The sequence below is a fragment of the Rhodopseudomonas pseudopalustris genome (genome assembly GCF_900110435.1).
Lineage (GTDB): Bacteria > Pseudomonadota > Alphaproteobacteria > Rhizobiales > Xanthobacteraceae > Rhodopseudomonas > Rhodopseudomonas pseudopalustris.
Genome location: NZ_FODT01000009.1, coordinates 178,376 through 196,135, shown reverse-complemented (window position 1 = coordinate 196,135; position 17,760 = coordinate 178,376). Strand labels below are relative to the sequence as shown.

The following is a 17,760-nucleotide window of genomic DNA, read 5'->3' as shown; positions in this document are numbered from 1 at the left end:
CTGCATATTTGAGCGTCAGTCAGCGACATCAGACGGCCGGGTCACCGGTCGGGAGGGACAAGGGAAGTCATGCGCGACATCGTTACGGCGGGTATCCTGGTGATCGGCGACGAGATCCTGTCCGGCCGCACCAAGGACAAGAACATCGGCTTCATAGCCGAATACCTTACCAATATCGCCATCGACCTGCGCGAAGTCCGCGTTGTCGCGGACGATGAGGATGCGATCATCGAGGCGCTCGACGCGCTGCGCAACCGCTACACTTATGTTTTCACGACCGGCGGGATCGGCCCGACCCATGACGACATCACCGCCGACTGCGTGGCGAAGGCGTTCGGCGTCGGCATCGGCTATCATCCGGAGGTGTTGGCTCGATTCCGCGAGCGGTTCTCCGAGGCCGAACTCAACGAGGCGCGGCTGCGGATGACGCGGATTCCCGACGGCGCCGAGCTGATCCAGAGCGCGACCATCATCGCGCCGGGCTTCAAGATCGGCAATGTCATCGTGATGGCCGGCGTACCGTCGATCATGCAGGCGATGATGGACATCGTCGCGCCGAAATTGAAGTCCGGAGTGAAGATGCTGTCCGAATCGATCCAGGCCAACGCGCGCGAAGGCGACATCGGCGGGCCGCTGCGGGCGATCGCGGAGGCGCATCCGGACACGATGATCGGCAGCTACCCGTTCCTCGACGAAGAGCGCAAGCCGAACACCAATCTGGTGGTCCGCTCGCGTGACTCGGAGAAGCTGCAGCAGGCGATGGGCGCGGTGAAGCAGATGCTGGCGGAGTTGAATCTGACCAAATAGCCGCGGTCCGGGGAGGGGCGATGGACAGGGAATCGGTGTTCTGGAGGATCGCGGATGGACGATTGCCTCCACCGCCCTGCGCCGAGACTCTGGGGATCGAGTTTCTCCGCGTCACCCCTGAATCCGGCAGTATCGAGGTGAAGTTCGAGGCGACGTCCGCGTTTCTCAACCTCGCGGGCCACGTCCAGGGCGGCTTTCTCGCCGCGATGCTCGACGACACGATGGGGCCGGCGCTGGTGGCCACGCTCGACCCCGGCGAATTCGCACCGACCGTCAGCCTGAATGTGCAATTTCACCGCCCGGCGCGGGTTGGGGCGTTGAAAGGGATTGGCCGCGTGCTATTGCGGGGCAAGGAAGTCTGTCAGCTCAGCGGCGAATTGCTGCAGGATGACAAAGTGGTGGCGACGGGGACCGCGACAGCGGTGATTCGCAGGATGGGGACACAGACGGCATGGGCAGCGGCGCAGAAGCCAGCGTAGCGGAGCGGCGGCCGTTTCCGGTCTCCTGGGATCAGTTTCACCGCGACTGCCGGGCGCTGACCTGGCGGCTGAACGCCGTCGGGCCGTTTCATGCGGTGGTCGCGATCACCCGCGGCGGACTGGTGCCGGCGGCGATCGTCGCGCGCGAACTCGGGCTGCGGGTGATCGATACGATCTGCGTGGCGAGCTACGCCCACGACAAGCAGGGCGAGCTGCAGGTGTTGAAGGGCGTCTCCGAACAGACCGCCGCGCTCGGCGGCGGCACCGGCAAGGGGTTGCTGATCGTCGACGATCTGGTCGACACCGGCAAGACCGGCCGGATGGTGCGCGACCTGCTGCCCGACGCGCATTTCGCCACCGTTTACGCCAAGCCCAAGGGCAAGCCGCTGGTCGACACCTTCATCACCGAAGTGTCGCAGGACACCTGGATCTTCTTCCCCTGGGATACCGGCCTGAGTTTTCAGCCGCCGCTGAAGGACGGCGCGGCGTAGACGCCCGCCATGCCGCTGCAGAACCGCGTGACGCCGTTCGGCGAGATCGTCGCGGCGCCGCAGCGGGGCCTGTTCACCGGCAATCGCGGCATCATTCATGATCCGGCGACCCGGACGCTGCTGAAGCGACGCTGGTCGAATCCGGCCTGGATCATCTGCGTCTGCGACTTCCGCGGTCGCCGCCGCGACGTGATGGCGACGCGGAGCTGGACCGAGCTGTTCTTTCTGGATGAAGCGACCGCTTTGGCGGCGGGACATCGGCCGTGCTTTTATTGCCGCCGCGACGACGCGCAGGCCTTTGCCGCGGCGTGGGCGAAGGGCAACGGACTTCCGCGCATCACCGCGAAGCAGATCGACGCGACGTTACATCACGAGCGGCTCGGCGCCCGCGCAAAGCGGCTGCATCCGTTGCCGTGTGCGGTCGAGCAGTTGCCGGACGGCGCGATGGTGGCGGCGCGCGGCGGCGCTGGATCACCTGCGGGCGGCGAGGGGCTGTCCGGCGGTCCGCCCGACTGCTGGTTGATCTGGCAGGGTCGAGCGCTGCGCTGGTCGTTGGAGGGCTATCAAGCCGTCCGCCAGCCGCTGGTCGATACCTTGTTACTTACTCCGCCATCGACCCTGTGCGCGCTCGACGCGGGCTATCGACCTGTGGTGCATCCGACGTCGCGCACAAACTGACCACGTCATTCCGGGATGCGCGCCTTGGCGCGCAGGCCCGGAATCCCGAGGTTCAGGGCATCTCGGGATTCCGGGTTCGCGCTGCGCGCGCCCCGGAATGACGGACGATCGGGGATGACGATGCTGGATGTTCGGCGCGCGACTACCCGAACTTCTTCCGCGCCAACTCCGCACCCGCGCCCAGCGCCGCCAGCTTGGCTTCGGCGATGTCGCGGCGCATCGGGGCCATGCCGCAGTTGGTGGTGGCGACGATGTTGCTCTTCGGCACGTGCTTCATCACCGCTTCGATGGTGGCGCAGACGTCGTCGGCGGTCTCGACCGCGTCGCTGGCGACGTCGATGACGCCGGCCTGCACGATCTTGCCCTTGAGCAGCGACAGCAATTCCAGCGGAACCTTGGAGTTGCGGCACTCGACCGCGACCTGCTGGATCGCGCTTCTGTCGATCGCCGGGAAGATGTCCTCGTATTGCCGCCACTCGGCCCCGAGGGTTTCCTTCCAGTCGGTATTGGCCTTGATACCGTAGCCGTAGCAGATGTGCACGGCGGTGGCGCAAGTGAGCCCTTCGGCGGCGCGCTCCAGCGCCTTGACGCCCCAGTCGGCCGCCTCGCTCATGTAGACGTTGAACGCCGGTTCGTCGAACTGGATCATGTCGATGCCGTCAGCGGCCAGCGCCTTGGCTTCCTCGTTCAGCAGCTCGGCGAAGGCGAACGCCATCTTGACGCGGTCGCCGTAGTATTGATCCGCGATGGTGTCGATGATGGTCATCGGACCGGGCAACGTGAATTTGATCCGATGCGTGGTGTGAGCGCGCGCAGCCTGCGCCTCGAAGGCGTGGACGCGGCCCTTCAGCCGCAAGGGCGCAACCACCTGCGGCACCATCGCCTTATAGCGATCGTTGCGGATGCCCATCTCGACCTTGTGGGCGAAATCGATGCCCTCGACCGCCTCGAGAAAGCCGTGGACGAAATGCTGCCGCGCCTGCTCGCCGTCGGTGACGATATCGACGCCGGAATCTTCCTGCAGCTTCAGCGCCAGGATGGTCGCGTCGCGCTTGGCGCGGGAGAGTTCGTCGCCGCTGGATTTCCATGGCGCCCATAATGTGTTGGGCTCGGCCAGCCATTCCGGCTTCGGCAAGGAGCCTGCGATCGTGGTCGGAAACAGCATCTGACCTCTCCCCGGGGCATGTCGTTGCAGTTCTGTCTGCCATGTCCGCGCTCCGGCGTACAGCAGCGCGACACCGAGGTGACAAGCCCGGCGCAGCCGGGCTAGGATGGGCAAAACAACCCGTGAAGGGAGTCCGCATGATCGAGCTGTATTACGCGCCGACGCCGAACGGCTGGAAAATCTCGATCATGCTGGAGGAATGCGGTCTGCCCTACAGGGTGGCGCCGATGCAACTCGGCCGCGGCGACCAGCACAAGCCGGACTATCTGAAGCTCAGCCCCAACGGGCGGATGCCGGCGATCGTCGACCACGCGCCGCAGGACGGCGGCGGGCCGCTGTCGATCTTCGAAAGCGGCGCGATCCTGATCTATCTCGCGGAGAAATCTGGCCGGTTCATGTCGGCCGCTGCACGGCCGCGGTCCGAGGTGACGCAGTGGCTGATGTGGCAGATGGCGGGCCTCGGTCCGATGCTCGGCCAAAACGGCCATTTCCTGCTGTATGCGCCGGAGAAGATCCCTTACGCGATCGAGCGCTACACCCGCGAGGCGAAGCGACTCTACGGCGTGCTCGACGCGCGGCTGGCCGAGCGCGACTATATCGCGGGGGACTATTCGATCGCCGACATGGCGTGCTTCCCCTGGATCATGACCCACAAGGCGCAGGGGCTGACGCTCGACGACTATCCGCATGTGAAACGCTGGTACGCGCTGCTCAGGGCGCGGCCGAAGCTGCAGGCCGGGCTGGCGCTCGGCAAGGAGGAGCGCAAGCCGATGGACGAACAGGCCCGCAAGCTGCTGTTCGGCGTCGACGCTCCGGCGCACGCGGACGCACAGGGTGCGCAGCAGCAGTGAGACATGCATGTACCTTACGTTCGTCATTCCGGGGCGCGCCGAAGGCGCGAACCCGGAATCCCGAGGTGTCCTGAACCTCTGGAGTCCGGGTTCGCCGCTGCGCGGCGCCCCGGAATGACGGGTCGAGAGTTTTGAACAAGTAACAACAACAAACGGAAACCCCGCCATGCTCGAATTCTTCTTCGACTGTTCCAGTCCCTGGACCTATCTCGCCTTTCACAACATCCAGCCGCTGGCCAAGGAGGCGGGGGTCGAGATCAGTTGGCGGCCGATCCTGGTCGGGGGCATCTTCAATTCGGTCAATCCGAGCGTCTATGAATCCCGCAAGACGCCGGTGCCGTTGAAGGCGCGCTACATGCTGAAGGATCTCGGCGACTGGTCGCGCTCGGCAGGTCTCGCGATCAAAATGCCGCCCTCGGTGTTTCCGGTGAACAGCGTCAAGGCGATGCGCGGCTGCCTGGCGCTGCTGCGCGACAGGCCGGACGCGATGGCGCCGTTCGCGACCGCGGTGTTCGAAGCCTATTGGGGCGATGATCAGGACATTTCCAACGACGAGGTCCTGAGCGCGATCTGCAAGCGCGTCGGCGTCGATTCGCAGGCGTTGTTCGCGGCGATTTCCGAGCCCGCGATCAAGGATCAGCTCAAGGCCAACACCGACGAGGTGATGGCGCGCGGCGGCTTCGGATCGCCGACCATCTTCGTCGACACCACCGACATGTATTTCGGCAACGACCGGCTGCCGCTGGTGCGCGAGGCCTTGGCGCGTCGCAAATCCAGCACATCGGCGAGCGCCGCCTGATGCCAAAGGCGGTGGTGTGCCGCGAACTCGGTCCGCCCGAGGTGTTGCGGTTGGAAGAGATCGAACGCAAGCCGTTGCAGGCGGGTGAGGCGCGGGTCGCGATCCGCGCCGCGGGCATCAACTTTCCCGACATTCTGATGTGCGCGGGCGAGTATCAGCTCAAGCCCGAACTGCCGTTCATTCCCGGCGTCGAGGCGGCCGGCGACGTGATCGAGATCGGCGAGGGCGTCACCAACGCCAAGGTCGGCGACCGGGTGATCGTCAAGCTGCGGTTCGGCGCCTATGCGGAGGAGGTCGCGGTGGCGGCGTCTCAACTGACGCCGATGCCGCCGAATTTCGACTACGCGGAGGCCGCGACGTTTCTCGCCGGCCACGGCACCGCCTGGCACGGGCTGGTGGATCGCGGACATCTGCAAAAGGGTGAAGTGCTGCTGGTGCATGGCGCCGGCGGCGGCGTCGGCCTTGCCGCGGTCGAACTCGGCAAATATCTCGGCGCCACCGTGATCGCGGCGGCGTCCTCCGAGGAGAAGCTCGAGGTGGCGCGCGCGCGCGGCGCCGATCATGGCGTCCTCTACAGCCGCGAGCCGTTTCGCGATGCCGTGAAGCGTATCACCGGTGGCCGCGGCGCCGATGTGGTGTTCGATCCGGTCGGGGGCGAAATCTTCGAGGACAGCGTGCGTTGTATCAATTGGGGCGCGCGGCTGCTGATCGTCGGCTTCACCGGCGGCATCGGGCTCGCGCGCACCAACCTGATCCTGATGAAGGGCGCGAGCGTCGTCGGCGTGCGCGCTGGCGAGGCGGTGCGGCGCGACCCCGCCCTCGGCGAGCGGCGCATCGCCGGACTGCTCGATCTCGCCGCGCAAGGCAAGATCCGTCCGAACGTGTCGCATCGGCTGCCGCTCGCGCAATGGGCGAGTGGGATGCGGCTGTTGATCGAACGCCGCGCCATTGGCCGGGTCGCGCTGCTGCCGTAGCGGCCCGATACCCCCAGGAAAATTTCGCTTGGCGCGCTGCCTCCTTTGTGGACTATGCGGCCTCAAAACCGCGAGGATTGAATGAGCGCTGAAGTCGAACGCGACGCGTATATGAAGATGGTCGGCACCGAGATCGGGGTGTCGGAATGGCATGTTCTCGACCAGAAGCGGATCGATGCATTCGCCGACTGCACCGAGGACTGGCAATTCATCCACGTCGATCCCGAGCGCGCGGCGCGCGAGACACCGTTCGGCGCCTCGATCGCGCACGGCTTTCTGACGCTGTCGATGCTGAGCGTGTTCTCCTACGAGGCGATGCCGCGCATCAAGGGCGTGACGATGGGCGTCAATTACGGCTTCGACCGGTTGCGGTTCATCTCGCCGGTGAAGGCCGGCTCGCGGGTTCGCGGCCGCTTCATGCTGGCGGAAGCTACTCTGCGCAAGCCGAACGAGTTGCTGTCGCGTACCAGCGTCAACGTCGAAATCGAGGGCGAGAAGCGCTCGGCGCTGGTCGCCGACTGGCTCGGCCTGATCTACTTCGCGTAACACTTCAGGACATCACATCATGACAATCAGGTTCGACGGACGCGTCGCCATCGTCACCGGCGCGGGCAACGGTTTGGGACGCGCACATGCGCTCGGCCTCGCGGCGCGCGGCGCCAAGGTGGTGGTCAACGATTTCGGCGGCGCGCGCGACGGCACCGGCGGCTCGATGACGGCGGCGGAGACCGTGGTCGAGGAGATCCGCAAGGCCGGCGGCGTCGCGATGGCCGACGGCGCCGACGTCTCGAATTACGAGCAAGTCCGGGCGATGGTCGAGAAGGCCACCAAGGAGTGGGGCAGCGTCGATCTGATGGTCGCCAATGCCGGCATCCTGCGCGACAAATCGTTCGGCAAGATGGAGCTGAGCGATTTCCAGAAGGTGATCGACGTGCATCTCGCCGGCACGTTCTACTGCTGCAAGGCGGTGTGGGACGGGATGCGCGAGCGCAACTACGGCCGCATCGTGCTGACGACGTCGTCGTCCGGCATGTTCGGCAATTTCGGTCAGGCCAATTATGGCGCGGCGAAAGCCGGCATCGTCGGGCTGATGAACGTGCTCGCCCAGGAAGGCCGCAAGACCGACATCCGCGTCAACACGGTGTCGCCGACCGCGGCCACGCGGATGACCGAGGAACTGCTGCCGCCGCAGGCGCTGGCGCTGATGAAGCCCGAGGCGATCACGCCGGCGGTGCTCTACATGCTCGGCGACAATGCGCCGACCCGCACCATCATGGGCGCGGGTGCGGGCTCGTTCGCGGTGATCAAGATCATCGAGACCGAAGGCGTCAATCTGGCTGAGGACGAGTGGACGCCCGACGCGATCGCCGCGCATTTCGCCGAGATCAGCGACGCCTCGAAGGCCCAGGCGCTCGAAGGCGCGTTCCAGCAGACGCAGAAATACGTCGCCCAGGCCGCGGCGCGGCTCGGTATCAAGATGTGAGGTGAGGGGGCGCGGCCGCGGCCGCGCTTCGCGTTCGGCCGCAGCTTCTCGCCTCGTCATTCCGGGGGGCGCCATCAGGCGCGAACCCGGAATCCAGAAGTTCAGGGCATCTCGGGATTCCGGGTTCGCGACCTGCGGTCGCGCCCCGGAATGACGTCGTTGCGGAGGGGGCATCTTTCGCAATGATGGGTTGCGCGGCAGGCCCGATTGGCCGATTGCTGAGAGCAATTCAATCGCGCCCGGGTGACTCGTGACCGACGCTTCCACCATCGACGTCGCCGTGATCGGCGCCGGACCTGCGGGCCTGATGGCGGCGGAGGTGGCGGCGCAAGGCGGCGCGCGCGTGACCGTGTTCGACGGCATGAGCTCGGCAGCGCGGAAATTCCTGCTCGCCGGCCGCGGCGGTCTCAATCTCACTCACAGCGAACCGCTGGCCGATGTCCTCGCACGCTACGGCGCTGCGCAGCAGCGGCTGCGGCCGGCGATCGAAGCGTTTCCGCCGGATGCGCTACGCGCCTGGGCGGAGGAGCTCGGTCAGCCGACTTTCGTCGGCTCCAGCGGCCGGGTGTTTCCGGTGGCGATGAAGGCCTCGCCGCTGCTGCGCGCCTGGCTGCGGCGGCTGGATGCGCAGGGCGTGCAACTGAAGCTGCGGCATCGCTGGACCGGCTGGGACGATCACGGCCGATTACTGTTCGACACGTTCGACGGGCCGCGCGCCATCGCAGCGCGTGCGACTGTGCTGGCGCTCGGCGGCGCGAGCTGGCCGAAGCTCGGCTCCGATGGCGGCTTCGTCGATCTGCTGGCGGCGAAAGGCATCGCGATCGCGCCGCTGAAGCCGGCAAATTGCGGCTTCACGGTCGATTGGTCGGAGCTGTTCGCCGAGAAGTATCAAGGAACGCCGCTGAAAAACATCGCCCTGTCATTCGGCGGGCGCGTCATTCGCGGTGAGGCGATTGTCACCAAGACCGGCCTCGAAGGCGGCGCGGTCTACGCGCTGTCGGCCGGCTTGCGCGATGCGATCCTCGCGGATGGCGAGGCGACGCTGATGATCGCGCTGCGGCCGGATCTTTCAGCCGACGAACTGGCGTTGCGACTGGCGAAGCCGAAGGGCAAGCAGTCGCTGTCGACGTTTCTGCGCAAGGCGGCGGGGCTTCCGCCGGCCGGGATCGGGGTGCTGCAGGAGGCCGCGCACCGGCAGGGATTGTCATTGGCGTCACTGCCGCCGGCCGAATGCGCCGCGCTGATCAACGCCGTGCCGGTGCGTCTCACCGGCGTCGCGCCGATCGCGCGGGCGATCTCGACGGCGGGCGGCGTCGCCTTCGCCGAATTGGACGACACCTCCATGCTGCGCAAATTGCCCGGCGTGTTCGCGGCGGGCGAGATGCTGGATTGGGAAGCGCCGACCGGCGGCTATCTGCTGACAGCCTGTTTCGCGACGGGGGCCGCAGCGGGCCGCGGCGCGCTGGCGTGTCTGGGGAGAAAATCTACTGACTAAGTGTTCGTCATTCCGGGTTCGCTTCCTGCACAAGCGCCCTGGAATGACGGACTGAAAGACTGTTACTTCAGTCTGCCCCGCGCTGCGACGGGCAGCGTTCCCAAAATTTCGTCGCCGCGGACCATCACCACCTCGTCGACCATGTTGACGACGACGCAGACGTGGTTCGGCACGATGCGGACGACGTCGCCGATGGCGGGGCGGGAGTTGCTGCGCGACAGATCGAGAAAGCCGTGCTCCTCGGCGAAGCGCGCGATCCGGGCTTCTGGATGGTCGAGGATCAGGCCGAAGCCGTCGAGGCCGCCGCCTGGGTCCGAGGTCAGCGTTTTCGAGCCGGCGTCGAGGATGCCGCGCTCAGGGGCGGCGCGGCTGACCACGGTGGAGTAGATCGTCAACGCGCAATCGTCCCAGCTCGCGACGCCGGCCGCAACCTGCATCCTGTCGTTGTAGATGTAAGTACCGGGACGATGCTCGGTCGCCCCCGCGAGCTGGCCGAGATTTCTCAGGTTCGGCGAGCCGCCGGTCGAGACCATCGCGGCTTCGAGGCCGTGCGCGCGGATTCCGGCCAGCGCCTCGTCGAAAAAGCGCTGCGCCTGCGGCCAGCCGGTCTCGGTCGGATACAGCATGAAGCCCTTGAAAATCAGCCCTTCGGACGCGGCGATGGATCGCGCCAGCGCGATCGCTTCGGCGGGCGTCTCGACTCCGGCGCGGGCGCGGCCGGTGTCGCATTCGACCACGACGCCGAGCGGGCGGCCGGCGCGCGCGGCCGCGGCCGGCAGGCCGGCGATCACCACCTCGTTGTCGGCGGCAACGACCATCTCGGCGCGCGCGTGCAGCGCGCCGAGCCGCGCCATCTTCTCCTCGCCGATCAGATTGTAGCTGATCAGGATATCGTCGATGCCGGCGTCGGCCATCACCTCGGCCTCGCTGATCTTCTGGCAGGTGATGCCTTTGGCGCCGGCGGCGATCTGCATCTGGGCGAGCAGCGGGGATTTGTGGGTCTTGATATGCGGCCGGTTGGCGACGCCGGCCGCATCGCAGAGCGCCTGCACCCGCGCGATATTGCGCTCGACGCGGTCCATGTCGATCACCAGCGCGGGCGTGCCGATGTCGCGGGCGATCCTGGCGGCGAGCGGCGTGGTCATCGGCAGGCTCCTTGCGTTCAGCTCACGCGCTTTCGATCTCGTCGCGCAGCATCTCCAACTCCAGCCAGCGGTGCTCGGCGTCGTGCAGGGCCTCGTGCGCCTTGGCCATCGCGGCGGAAGCCTTGTCGAACTTGGCGCGGTCGCGGGCGTAGAGTTGCGGGTCGTCGAGTTCGCCCTGCAATTTGGCGATTTCGGCTTCGAGCTTGGCGATGGTCTTCGGCAGAGTTTCGAGGGCGTGCTTCTCGTTGAAGCTGAGTTTTCGCTTGGGCGACGGCGATGCGGGTGCAGCGGGCGAGGGCGCGGCGGATTTCGCAGCGCTCGCCTCGGCCGCCGCCTTTGCCGGGGCACGGGTGAGGTCGGCGCCGCGCTGTTTCAGCATGTCCGAATAGCCGCCGGCATATTCGATCCAGCGGCCGTCGCCGTCCGGCGCGATCACAGAGGTCACGACGCGATCGAGGAAGTCGCGGTCATGGCTGATCAGGATGACGGTGCCGTCATAATCGCCGAGCATTTCCTCGAGCACGTCGAGCGTCTCGAGATCGAGGTCGTTGGTCGGCTCGTCCAGCACCAAGAGGTTCGACGGCTTCGCCAGCGCGCGCGCCAGCATCAGCCGGCCGCGCTCGCCGCCGGACAGCGCCTCCAGCGGCGTGCGCGCCTGCTCCTGCTTGAACAGGAAGTCCTTCATGTAGCCGATGACGTGGCGCGGCTTGCCGCCGACCATCACCTGATCGCCGCGGCCGCCGGTCAGCGCTTCGGCGAGCGAGGTTTTCGCGTCCAGGCTGTCGCGGTGCTGATCGAGCGTGGCGATTTCGAGATTGGTGCCGAGCCGGATGCTGCCGCTGTCGGGCGGAAGCTGGCCGGTCAACAGGCTGATCAGCGTGGTCTTGCCGGCGCCGTTGGGGCCGACGATGCCGATGCGGTCGCCGCGATTGACCCGGATCGAGAAGTTGTCGACGATCGGGCGATCGCCCCAGGCCTTGTTGATGCTCTTCGCCTCGATCACCAGCTTGCCGGACTTGTCGGCCTCGGCGGCGGCGAGGTTGGCGCTGCCGGTGGGCCCGCGATAGTCGCGGCGCGATGCGCGCAGCTCGTGCAGACCGGCGAGCCGTTTGACGTTGCGCTTGCGGCGGCCGGAGACGCCGTAGCGCAGCCAGTGCTCTTCGGCGACGATCTTGCGGTCGAGCTTGTGCTGATCGCGCTCTTCTTCCGCCAGCACCTCGTCGCGCCAGGATTCGAAGGCGGCGAAACCGCGGTCGATCTGGCGGATCATGCCGCGATCGAGCCAGGCGGTGGCGCGCGACAAATTGGCGAGGAAGCGACGGTCGTGGCTGATCATCACGATCGCGCTCTTGCGTTGCGCCAGATCGCTTTCCAGCCATTCGATCGTCAGCAAATCGAGGTGGTTGGTCGGCTCGTCGATCAGGAGAATGTCCGGATCGGGCGCCAGCATCCGCGCCAGCGCGGCGCGGCGCGCTTCGCCGCCGGACAGATGGGCGGGGTCCTCGTCGCCGTGCAGTCCGAGCTGCTCCAGCAGATAGGATGCCTGATAGTGCTCGTCGCCGGGCGCGAGGCCGGCCTCGACATAGGCCAGCGTGGTTTTGAAGCCGGCGAAGTCCGGCTCCTGCGGCAGATAGCGGATGGTCGCGCCCGGCTGCACGAAGCGGCTGCCGCGGTCGGACTCGATCAGGCCGGCGACGATCTTCAGCAGCGTTGATTTGCCGGAGCCGTTGCGGCCGATCAGGCAGAGGCGATCGCCGGCCGACACGCTCAGTTCGACGCCGTCGAACAGCGGTGCGCCGCCGAAGGTCAGCGCGATGTCTTTCAACTGGATCAGCGGCGGGGCCATCGGGCGTCCATCAATTCTGTTGTTGCGCCGGCGGCGACGCGCGGCGGCGGGCGATCCGGCGGATCGTGGTGTCGAGTGCGGCGAGAAACGTCGAGCGGTCCCTCGGGGAGAACGCCCGCGGGCCGCCGGTCACTTCGCCCGACGAGCGCAGGTCGGTCATCAGATTGCGCACCGCCAGCGTCATGCCGATCGACTCCTCGGAGAACGGCTTGCCGTTCGGCGCGAGCACCTCGGCTCCCGCCTTGACGCAGCGGCTCGCCAGCGGAACGTCGGCGGTGACGACGATATCGCCCGGCTGGACGCGTTCCGCAATCCAGTCGTCGGCGGCGTCCATCCCGGAACCGGCGGCGATCCGCTCGATCAAGGGATGCGCCGGCACGCGGATGAAGGCGCCGGCGACCACGCTGACCGGCAGGCCGTGGCGCTCCGCGACCTTGTAGATTTCGTCCTTCACCGGACAGGCGTCGGCGTCGACATAGATGCGGGTGGGCGCGGGTTCGGTCATGCGGTCTCGGTCGGTGGCAGGGCGCGGCGAACGGCTTTACGCCCGCTGCGGCGCTGGCGTAGCATCGCCGGGCACGATCGCCAACAAGATCGAACAAACCGGGAGAAACCATGACCGCACGGCTCGAGCCTTATCGCGTCAGCGCCTACAACACCGCCAAACAATCCGAAAACAAGATGCACGACGACACCGTGGCGCAGCGGTTCGGCTTTTCCGGCGGGCTGGTGCCCGGCGTCGAGGTGATGGCCTATATGGTGCATCTGCCGATCGCGCGCTGGGGCCGGGATTTCCTCGAGCGCGGGCTGATCGAGGCGCGGTTCGTCAAGCCGGTCTATGACGGCGAAACCGCGATCGTCGGCGGCAGCGAGCAGGGCGGCGCGCTGGCGATCGAGGTCGAAAGCGGCGGCGCGCTGTGCGCCACCGGGTCCGCCGCGCTGCCGGAGCGCGCGCCGGCGTTCGATCTTCGCGATTATCCCGAGACCGCGCCGGTTGCGACCCGGCCGCCGATCGGTCCCGGGGTGTTCGCGGCCGGGCAATGGCTCGGCACCAAGCCGGTGGTGTGGGGCGGCGAGGCGCTGCGCAACTATCTCGCCGAAGTGCGCGAGGCCGATCCGATCTTCGTAAAGAACAACCTGGTGCATCCCGGCGCCCTGCAGCGCATCATGAACCGGGTGCTGGTCGACAACGTCGTACTCGGGCCGTGGATCCATGTCGGGTCCAGGATGCAGCTACTCGCGGCCGCGAGCGGCGACGACACGCTGGCGGCGCGCGCCAGGGTCACCGCGAACTACGACAAGAAGGGCCACCGCTTCGTCGAGCTCGACGCGCTGATCGTTGCCGGCGGCACGACGCCGGTTGCGCACTGCCACCATATCGCGATCATTCAGCCGCGCGAGCAGGCGGCCGCCTGAGACCGCGCTTATTCCGCCACGCGGACGGACGGGCGGCGCGACGTCGCATCTGTCGGATTCGATTTTTCAAGATAGAAAGAGAAGGAACAAGATAGAAGGGGAGTTGCACAACAGCCAGGGGCGCTGGGCCAGCGAGACGGCCGACTGAAACCAACAAAAACAATCCGGAGGAAACAATGCGATTCTTGAAATACGCGGCGGCGCTGACGCTGGCCGCTCCGCTGCTGTTCGGCGCGTCCGCTTTCGCGCAACAGGGGCCGCTGAAGATCGGCCTGCTCAGCGACTTCCAGTCGGTGTATTCCGACATCGGCGGCGCCGGCAACGCCGAAGCCGCCAAGATGGCGATCGAGGAGATTGGCGGCACGATGTTCGGTCAGCCGATCGAATTCCTCAGCGCCGACGTCCAGAACAAGCCCGACATCGCCGCGTCGCTGGCGCGGAAATGGTACGAGAACGAGGGCGTCGACATGATCGTCGATCTGCCGACCTCTGCCACCGCGCTCGCCGCGATGGAGATGTCGAAGCGGTTCGAGAAGATCATGATCGTCACCGACGCGGCGTCGTCGGACATCACCGGCAAGTCCTGCTCGCCTTACACCGCGCACTGGACCTACGACACCTACTCGAATGCGCATACCGTGGGCTCGGCGATCGTCAAGAATGGCGGCGATAGCTGGTTCTTCATCACCGCCGACTATCTGTTCGGCCATTCGATCGAACGCGACACCGGCGAGGTGGTGAAGGCGGCCGGCGGCAAAGTGGTCGGCAATGCGCGGCATCCGTTGAACAACGCCGACTTCTCGTCGTTCCTGCTGCAGGCGCAGTCGTCCAAGGCCAAGATCATCGGCATGGCCAATGGCGGCGGCGACACCATCAACACCATCAAGCAGGCGGCGGAGTTCGGCATTGTCGCCGGCGGCCAGAAGCTCGCCGGCATCGTGATGTTCATCTCCGACATCCACAGCCTCGGGCTGAAGATGGCGAACGGGCTGATCATCACCGAAGCCTATTACTGGGACCTCAACGACCGCACCCGCGCCTTCGGCAACAAGTACTTCGAGCGGATGAAGCGAATGCCGACGATGAACCAGGCCGCGACCTACAGCGCCACGCTGCATTATCTCAAGGCGGTGAAGGCGGCCGGCACCAAGGACACCAAGACGGTGCTGGCGAAGATGCGCGAAATGCCTGTGCGCGACGCCTTCACCGACAACGGCTTCCTGCGCGAGGACGGCCGCATGGTGCACTCGATGTTCCTGTTCGAGGTGAAGAAGCCGGAAGAATCCAAGGCGCCGTGGGACTACTATAAGGTGCTCGCCGAAGTCCCCGGCGACCAGGCGTTCCGTCCGATGAAGGACGGCGGCTGCCCGCACGTGAAGAAGGACTGACGACACACAGCGATCGATCGCCGGGCTTGACCCGGCGATCGATCTTCTTCGCATGATGCAGGCGCGCTACGCGCGCGATGGATCTGCGGGTCGAGCCCGCGGATGACGGCTGTGGAGGTGGAGGGGCCTTACGCCAAGAGCGGTGACTCCTCCATCCGCCTTCGCTTCGCTCAGGCACCCTCTCCCTCAATGGGAGAGGGGAGCACGCTCAAGCCGCCTGCGTCGCCTTGGCGTCCTTGATCGCCCGCCAGACCTTCTCGGAGGTCAGCGGCATGTCGAGATGGGTCACGCCGAAATCTCGCAGGGCGTCGAGCGCGGCATTGACCACGGTGGACATGCTACCCGCGCAGCCGGCTTCGCCGCAGCCCTTGGTGCCGAGCGGATTGTTGGTGGTCGGCACCGGATGGTCGCCGATCGTCATCGCCGGAATATCCTCGGCGCGCGGCAGGGCGTAATCCTGCAGCGAGCCGGTGATCGGCTGGCCGTCGGCGTCGTAGCTCACTTTCTCCATCAGCGCCTGGCCGATGCCCTGCGCCACGCCGCCGTGCAACTGGCCCGCGACGATCATCGGATTGACCACGACGCCGAAATCATTGACCGCGACGTAGCGCACCACCTGGGTGACGCCGGTGTCGGGATCGATCTCGACCTCGGCGACGTGGCAGCCGTTCGGGAAGGTCGACGGCACTTCCTTGACGGTGTGATCGACGTCGAGCGACGACGGCGCGCCGTCGGGCATCTTGCTGTCGCGCAGCCGCTGCGCCAGCTCGATGATGCCGATGCTGCGGTCGGTGCCGGCGACGGTGAATCGCCCGCCCGAAAATTCGATATCGGCTTCCGAGGTTTCCAGCAGATGTGACGCCGCGGCCTTGCCCTTGGCGATGACCTGCGCGGCGGCCTCGACGATCGCCATGCCGCTCGCGGTGATCGAGCGCGAGCCGCCGGTGCCGTTGCCGGTGTGGACGAGATCGCTGTCGCCCTGTTCGAGCGTGACGCTCTCGAACGGCACGCCGAGTTGGGCGCTCATCACCTGCGCGAACGGCGTGGCGTGGCCCTGGCCGTAGTCGAGCGTGCCGGTGATCAGCCTCACGCGGCCGTCGGCTTCGAACACGATCTTGCCGAGTTCGCTGTTCGGCGGCGCGGTGACTTCGAGATAGGAGCCGACCGCGATGCCGCGCAGCCTGCCGCGCTTGCGGCTGTCCTTCTTGCGCTTCGAAAAGCCGGCGTAGTCCGCCAGCTCCAGCGCGTGCGCGAACACGCCGGCGAAGTCGCCGCAATCATAGGTGACGCCCGAACAGGCCTTGAACGGCATTTGCGAGGGCTTGATGAAGTTGCGCTTGCGCAATGTCAGCCGGTCTATGCTCATCTCATCGGCCGCGCGGTCGATCAGCCGTTCGAGATAGTAATTGGCCTCGGGACGCCCGGCGCCGCGATACGCGCCCATCAGCGTGACGTTGGTGAGCACGCATTTGATGTCGACCGAAAGCAGCGGCGTGCGATAGACGCTGCCGATATTCTTGCCGATGTTGAGCGACAGCGGCAGCGGCGCAACGCCGGTGATATAGGCGCCGAGATTGCCGGTGCCGGAGATGCGGATCGCCAGGAACTTGCCGGCGGCGTCGAGCGCAAGCTCGGCGTGGATCTGCTGGCCGCGGCCGTGGCTGTCGGACAGGAACGCGGTCGAGCGCTCGTCGGTCCACTTCACTGGACGTCCGAGCGCCTTCGCCGCGTGCAGGATGCAGATATATTCGGGATAGTTGATGTTCTTCATCCCGAACGAACCGCCGACATGGCCTGTGAGCAGGCGGACCTTGTCGGTGGGCACGCCGAGCAATTTGGCGAGGCCGTTGCGGTTGCCGGCGACGCCCTGGGTCGGCACCTGAATGGTGTAGCGGCCGTCGTTCCTGTCGTAGCAGGCGAGGCCTGCGCGCGGCTCCATCGACACCACCGCGACGCGGCTGTTCTCGATGTCGAGCCTGGTGACATGCGCGGCCGAAGCGAAGGCGGCGTTCACGGCCTCGGCGTCGCCGAAGTGATAATCGAGCGCGACGTTGTTTTCGATGTGATCGTAGAGCTGCGGCGCGCCGGGCTTGGTCGCTTCGTCGGCCTCGGTGACGGCGGGCAGCGGCTCGATGTCGAGCTCGACGGCCTCCGCAGCGTCACGCGCCTGCGCCAAAGTGTCGGCGACCACGCACGCCACCGGATCGCCGACGAAGCGGACCTTGTCGGTGGCCAGCGCGTGGCGGTTGGTCTGATGCAGCGGCGTGCCGTCACGATTCTTGAGCGGCAGGCCGCAGGTGAACGGGGCGTAATTGGCGCTGGCGAGGTCCGCGCCGGTGAACACGCCGCGGACGCCCGCCATGCCGCGCGCCGCCTCCGCGTCGATTCCGCGAAGCACGCCATGGGCGTGCGGACTGCGGACCATCACCGCAAACAGCTGACCGGGCAGGTTGAAATCGTCGGTGTAGTGTCCCTTGCCGCGAACCAGCGTGTCGTCTTCCTTGCGCCGGACCGGCTGCCCGACGCCGAATTTTTGCAGTGCGATAGCGGTGTCGAGCGACGCGTTCGAGGTCTGGTCCTGCATCAGGTTCGGTCCCGCGCCTGGAAAGGATGATGCGAAAAGCCCCGTGGCGCGGCCGTTTTCGCGGAGTTTACGCGAGCAAGAAGACTGATCTCCAAATCGTCATCCAGCTGTAGCTTGTTGTTTGGGCATGATCTTTTCCGAAAACCGGCGTCCACTTTT

Annotated in this window: 17 protein-coding genes; 12 read left to right on the top strand and 5 right to left on the bottom strand. The window is 66.4% G+C overall.

The window, feature by feature from the left end:
• Positions 1-69: 69 nt before the first annotated feature.
• The 4 genes from BMY71_RS18065 to BMY71_RS18050 are packed head-to-tail and all read left to right on the top strand — an operon-like array spanning position 70 to position 2,455.
• Positions 70-807 carry a competence/damage-inducible protein A gene (locus tag BMY71_RS18065; RefSeq protein ID WP_092685557.1) on the top strand — a complete coding sequence of 246 codons (738 nt, stop codon included), beginning with the start codon at positions 70-72 and terminating at the stop codon, positions 805-807.
• A gap of 20 nt (positions 808-827) precedes the next feature.
• The gene (locus BMY71_RS18060; protein ID WP_092685555.1) at positions 828-1,286 is read left to right on the top strand and encodes a PaaI family thioesterase; all 459 of its coding nucleotides are present in this window, start codon (positions 828-830) and stop codon (positions 1,284-1,286) included.
• Positions 1,259-1,777: a xanthine phosphoribosyltransferase gene (gene gpt / locus BMY71_RS18055; protein ID WP_011502660.1), complete on the top strand. Its 519-nt coding sequence runs from the start codon at positions 1,259-1,261 to the stop codon at positions 1,775-1,777. Before BMY71_RS18060 ends, gpt begins: the two co-directional genes overlap by 28 nt.
• 9 nt (positions 1,778-1,786) lie before the next feature.
• The gene (locus BMY71_RS18050; RefSeq protein ID WP_092685553.1) at positions 1,787-2,455 is read left to right on the top strand and encodes a hypothetical protein; all 669 of its coding nucleotides are present in this window, start codon (positions 1,787-1,789) and stop codon (positions 2,453-2,455) included.
• A 142-nt stretch (positions 2,456-2,597) separates the two neighbouring features.
• Here BMY71_RS18050 and BMY71_RS18045 read toward each other — a convergent pair whose 3' ends face one another.
• Positions 2,598-3,620 (bottom strand): methionine synthase, encoded by a 1,023-nt coding sequence (locus BMY71_RS18045; protein ID WP_092685551.1) that lies wholly within the window; start codon positions 3,618-3,620, stop codon positions 2,598-2,600.
• A gap of 137 nt (positions 3,621-3,757) precedes the next feature.
• Between BMY71_RS18045 and BMY71_RS18040 the strand changes: the two genes are divergently transcribed.
• The 6 genes from BMY71_RS18040 (at position 3,758) to BMY71_RS18015 (ending at position 9,222) form a co-directional block, all read left to right on the top strand.
• Entirely contained in the window at positions 3,758-4,471 is a 714-nt protein-coding gene (locus BMY71_RS18040) for a glutathione S-transferase N-terminal domain-containing protein (protein ID WP_092685549.1), read from the top strand.
• A 166-nt stretch (positions 4,472-4,637) separates the two neighbouring features.
• Positions 4,638-5,270, top strand: a complete 633-nt coding sequence (locus tag BMY71_RS18035) for a 2-hydroxychromene-2-carboxylate isomerase (protein ID WP_092685547.1) — start codon at positions 4,638-4,640, stop codon at positions 5,268-5,270.
• The gene (locus BMY71_RS18030; protein ID WP_092685545.1) at positions 5,270-6,244 is read left to right on the top strand and encodes an NADPH:quinone oxidoreductase family protein; all 975 of its coding nucleotides are present in this window, start codon (positions 5,270-5,272) and stop codon (positions 6,242-6,244) included. The genes BMY71_RS18035 and BMY71_RS18030 overlap by 1 nt, the downstream gene beginning before the upstream one ends.
• Before the next feature lie 81 nt (positions 6,245-6,325).
• A complete protein-coding gene (locus tag BMY71_RS18025; protein ID WP_092685543.1) occupies positions 6,326-6,790 on the top strand; it encodes a MaoC family dehydratase in 465 nt (154 codons plus the stop codon).
• 19 nt (positions 6,791-6,809) lie between these two features.
• Positions 6,810-7,727: an SDR family NAD(P)-dependent oxidoreductase gene (locus tag BMY71_RS18020; RefSeq protein ID WP_092685541.1), complete on the top strand. Its 918-nt coding sequence runs from the start codon at positions 6,810-6,812 to the stop codon at positions 7,725-7,727.
• A gap of 250 nt (positions 7,728-7,977) precedes the next feature.
• Positions 7,978-9,222 (top strand): BaiN/RdsA family NAD(P)/FAD-dependent oxidoreductase, encoded by a 1,245-nt coding sequence (locus BMY71_RS18015; protein ID WP_092685539.1) that lies wholly within the window; start codon positions 7,978-7,980, stop codon positions 9,220-9,222.
• A gap of 62 nt (positions 9,223-9,284) precedes the next feature.
• Here the strand turns inward: BMY71_RS18015 and BMY71_RS18010 are convergent, their stop codons facing one another.
• The 3 genes from BMY71_RS18010 to BMY71_RS18000 are packed head-to-tail and all read right to left on the bottom strand — an operon-like array spanning position 9,285 to position 12,718.
• On the bottom strand, positions 9,285-10,367 hold the full coding sequence (locus BMY71_RS18010) for an alanine racemase (protein WP_092685537.1): 1,083 nt from the start codon (positions 10,365-10,367) through the stop codon (positions 9,285-9,287).
• 22 nt (positions 10,368-10,389) lie between these two features.
• Positions 10,390-12,213, bottom strand: a complete 1,824-nt coding sequence (locus BMY71_RS18005; RefSeq protein ID WP_092685535.1) for an ABC-F family ATP-binding cassette domain-containing protein — start codon at positions 12,211-12,213, stop codon at positions 10,390-10,392.
• 10 nt (positions 12,214-12,223) lie between these two features.
• Positions 12,224-12,718, bottom strand: a complete 495-nt coding sequence (locus BMY71_RS18000) for a YaiI/YqxD family protein (protein ID WP_092685533.1) — start codon at positions 12,716-12,718, stop codon at positions 12,224-12,226.
• 110 nt (positions 12,719-12,828) lie between these two features.
• On the opposite strand from BMY71_RS18000, the gene BMY71_RS17995 reads away from it, so the two are divergent.
• The gene (locus tag BMY71_RS17995) at positions 12,829-13,629 is read left to right on the top strand and encodes a hypothetical protein (RefSeq protein WP_092685531.1); all 801 of its coding nucleotides are present in this window, start codon (positions 12,829-12,831) and stop codon (positions 13,627-13,629) included.
• A gap of 176 nt (positions 13,630-13,805) precedes the next feature.
• On the top strand, positions 13,806-15,017 hold the full coding sequence (locus BMY71_RS17990; protein ID WP_092685529.1) for an ABC transporter substrate-binding protein: 1,212 nt from the start codon (positions 13,806-13,808) through the stop codon (positions 15,015-15,017).
• 208 nt (positions 15,018-15,225) lie between these two features.
• Here BMY71_RS17990 and BMY71_RS17985 read toward each other — a convergent pair whose 3' ends face one another.
• A complete protein-coding gene (locus BMY71_RS17985) occupies positions 15,226-17,601 on the bottom strand; it encodes a xanthine dehydrogenase family protein molybdopterin-binding subunit (protein WP_092685527.1) in 2,376 nt (791 codons plus the stop codon).
• Positions 17,602-17,760 lie beyond the last annotated feature (159 nt).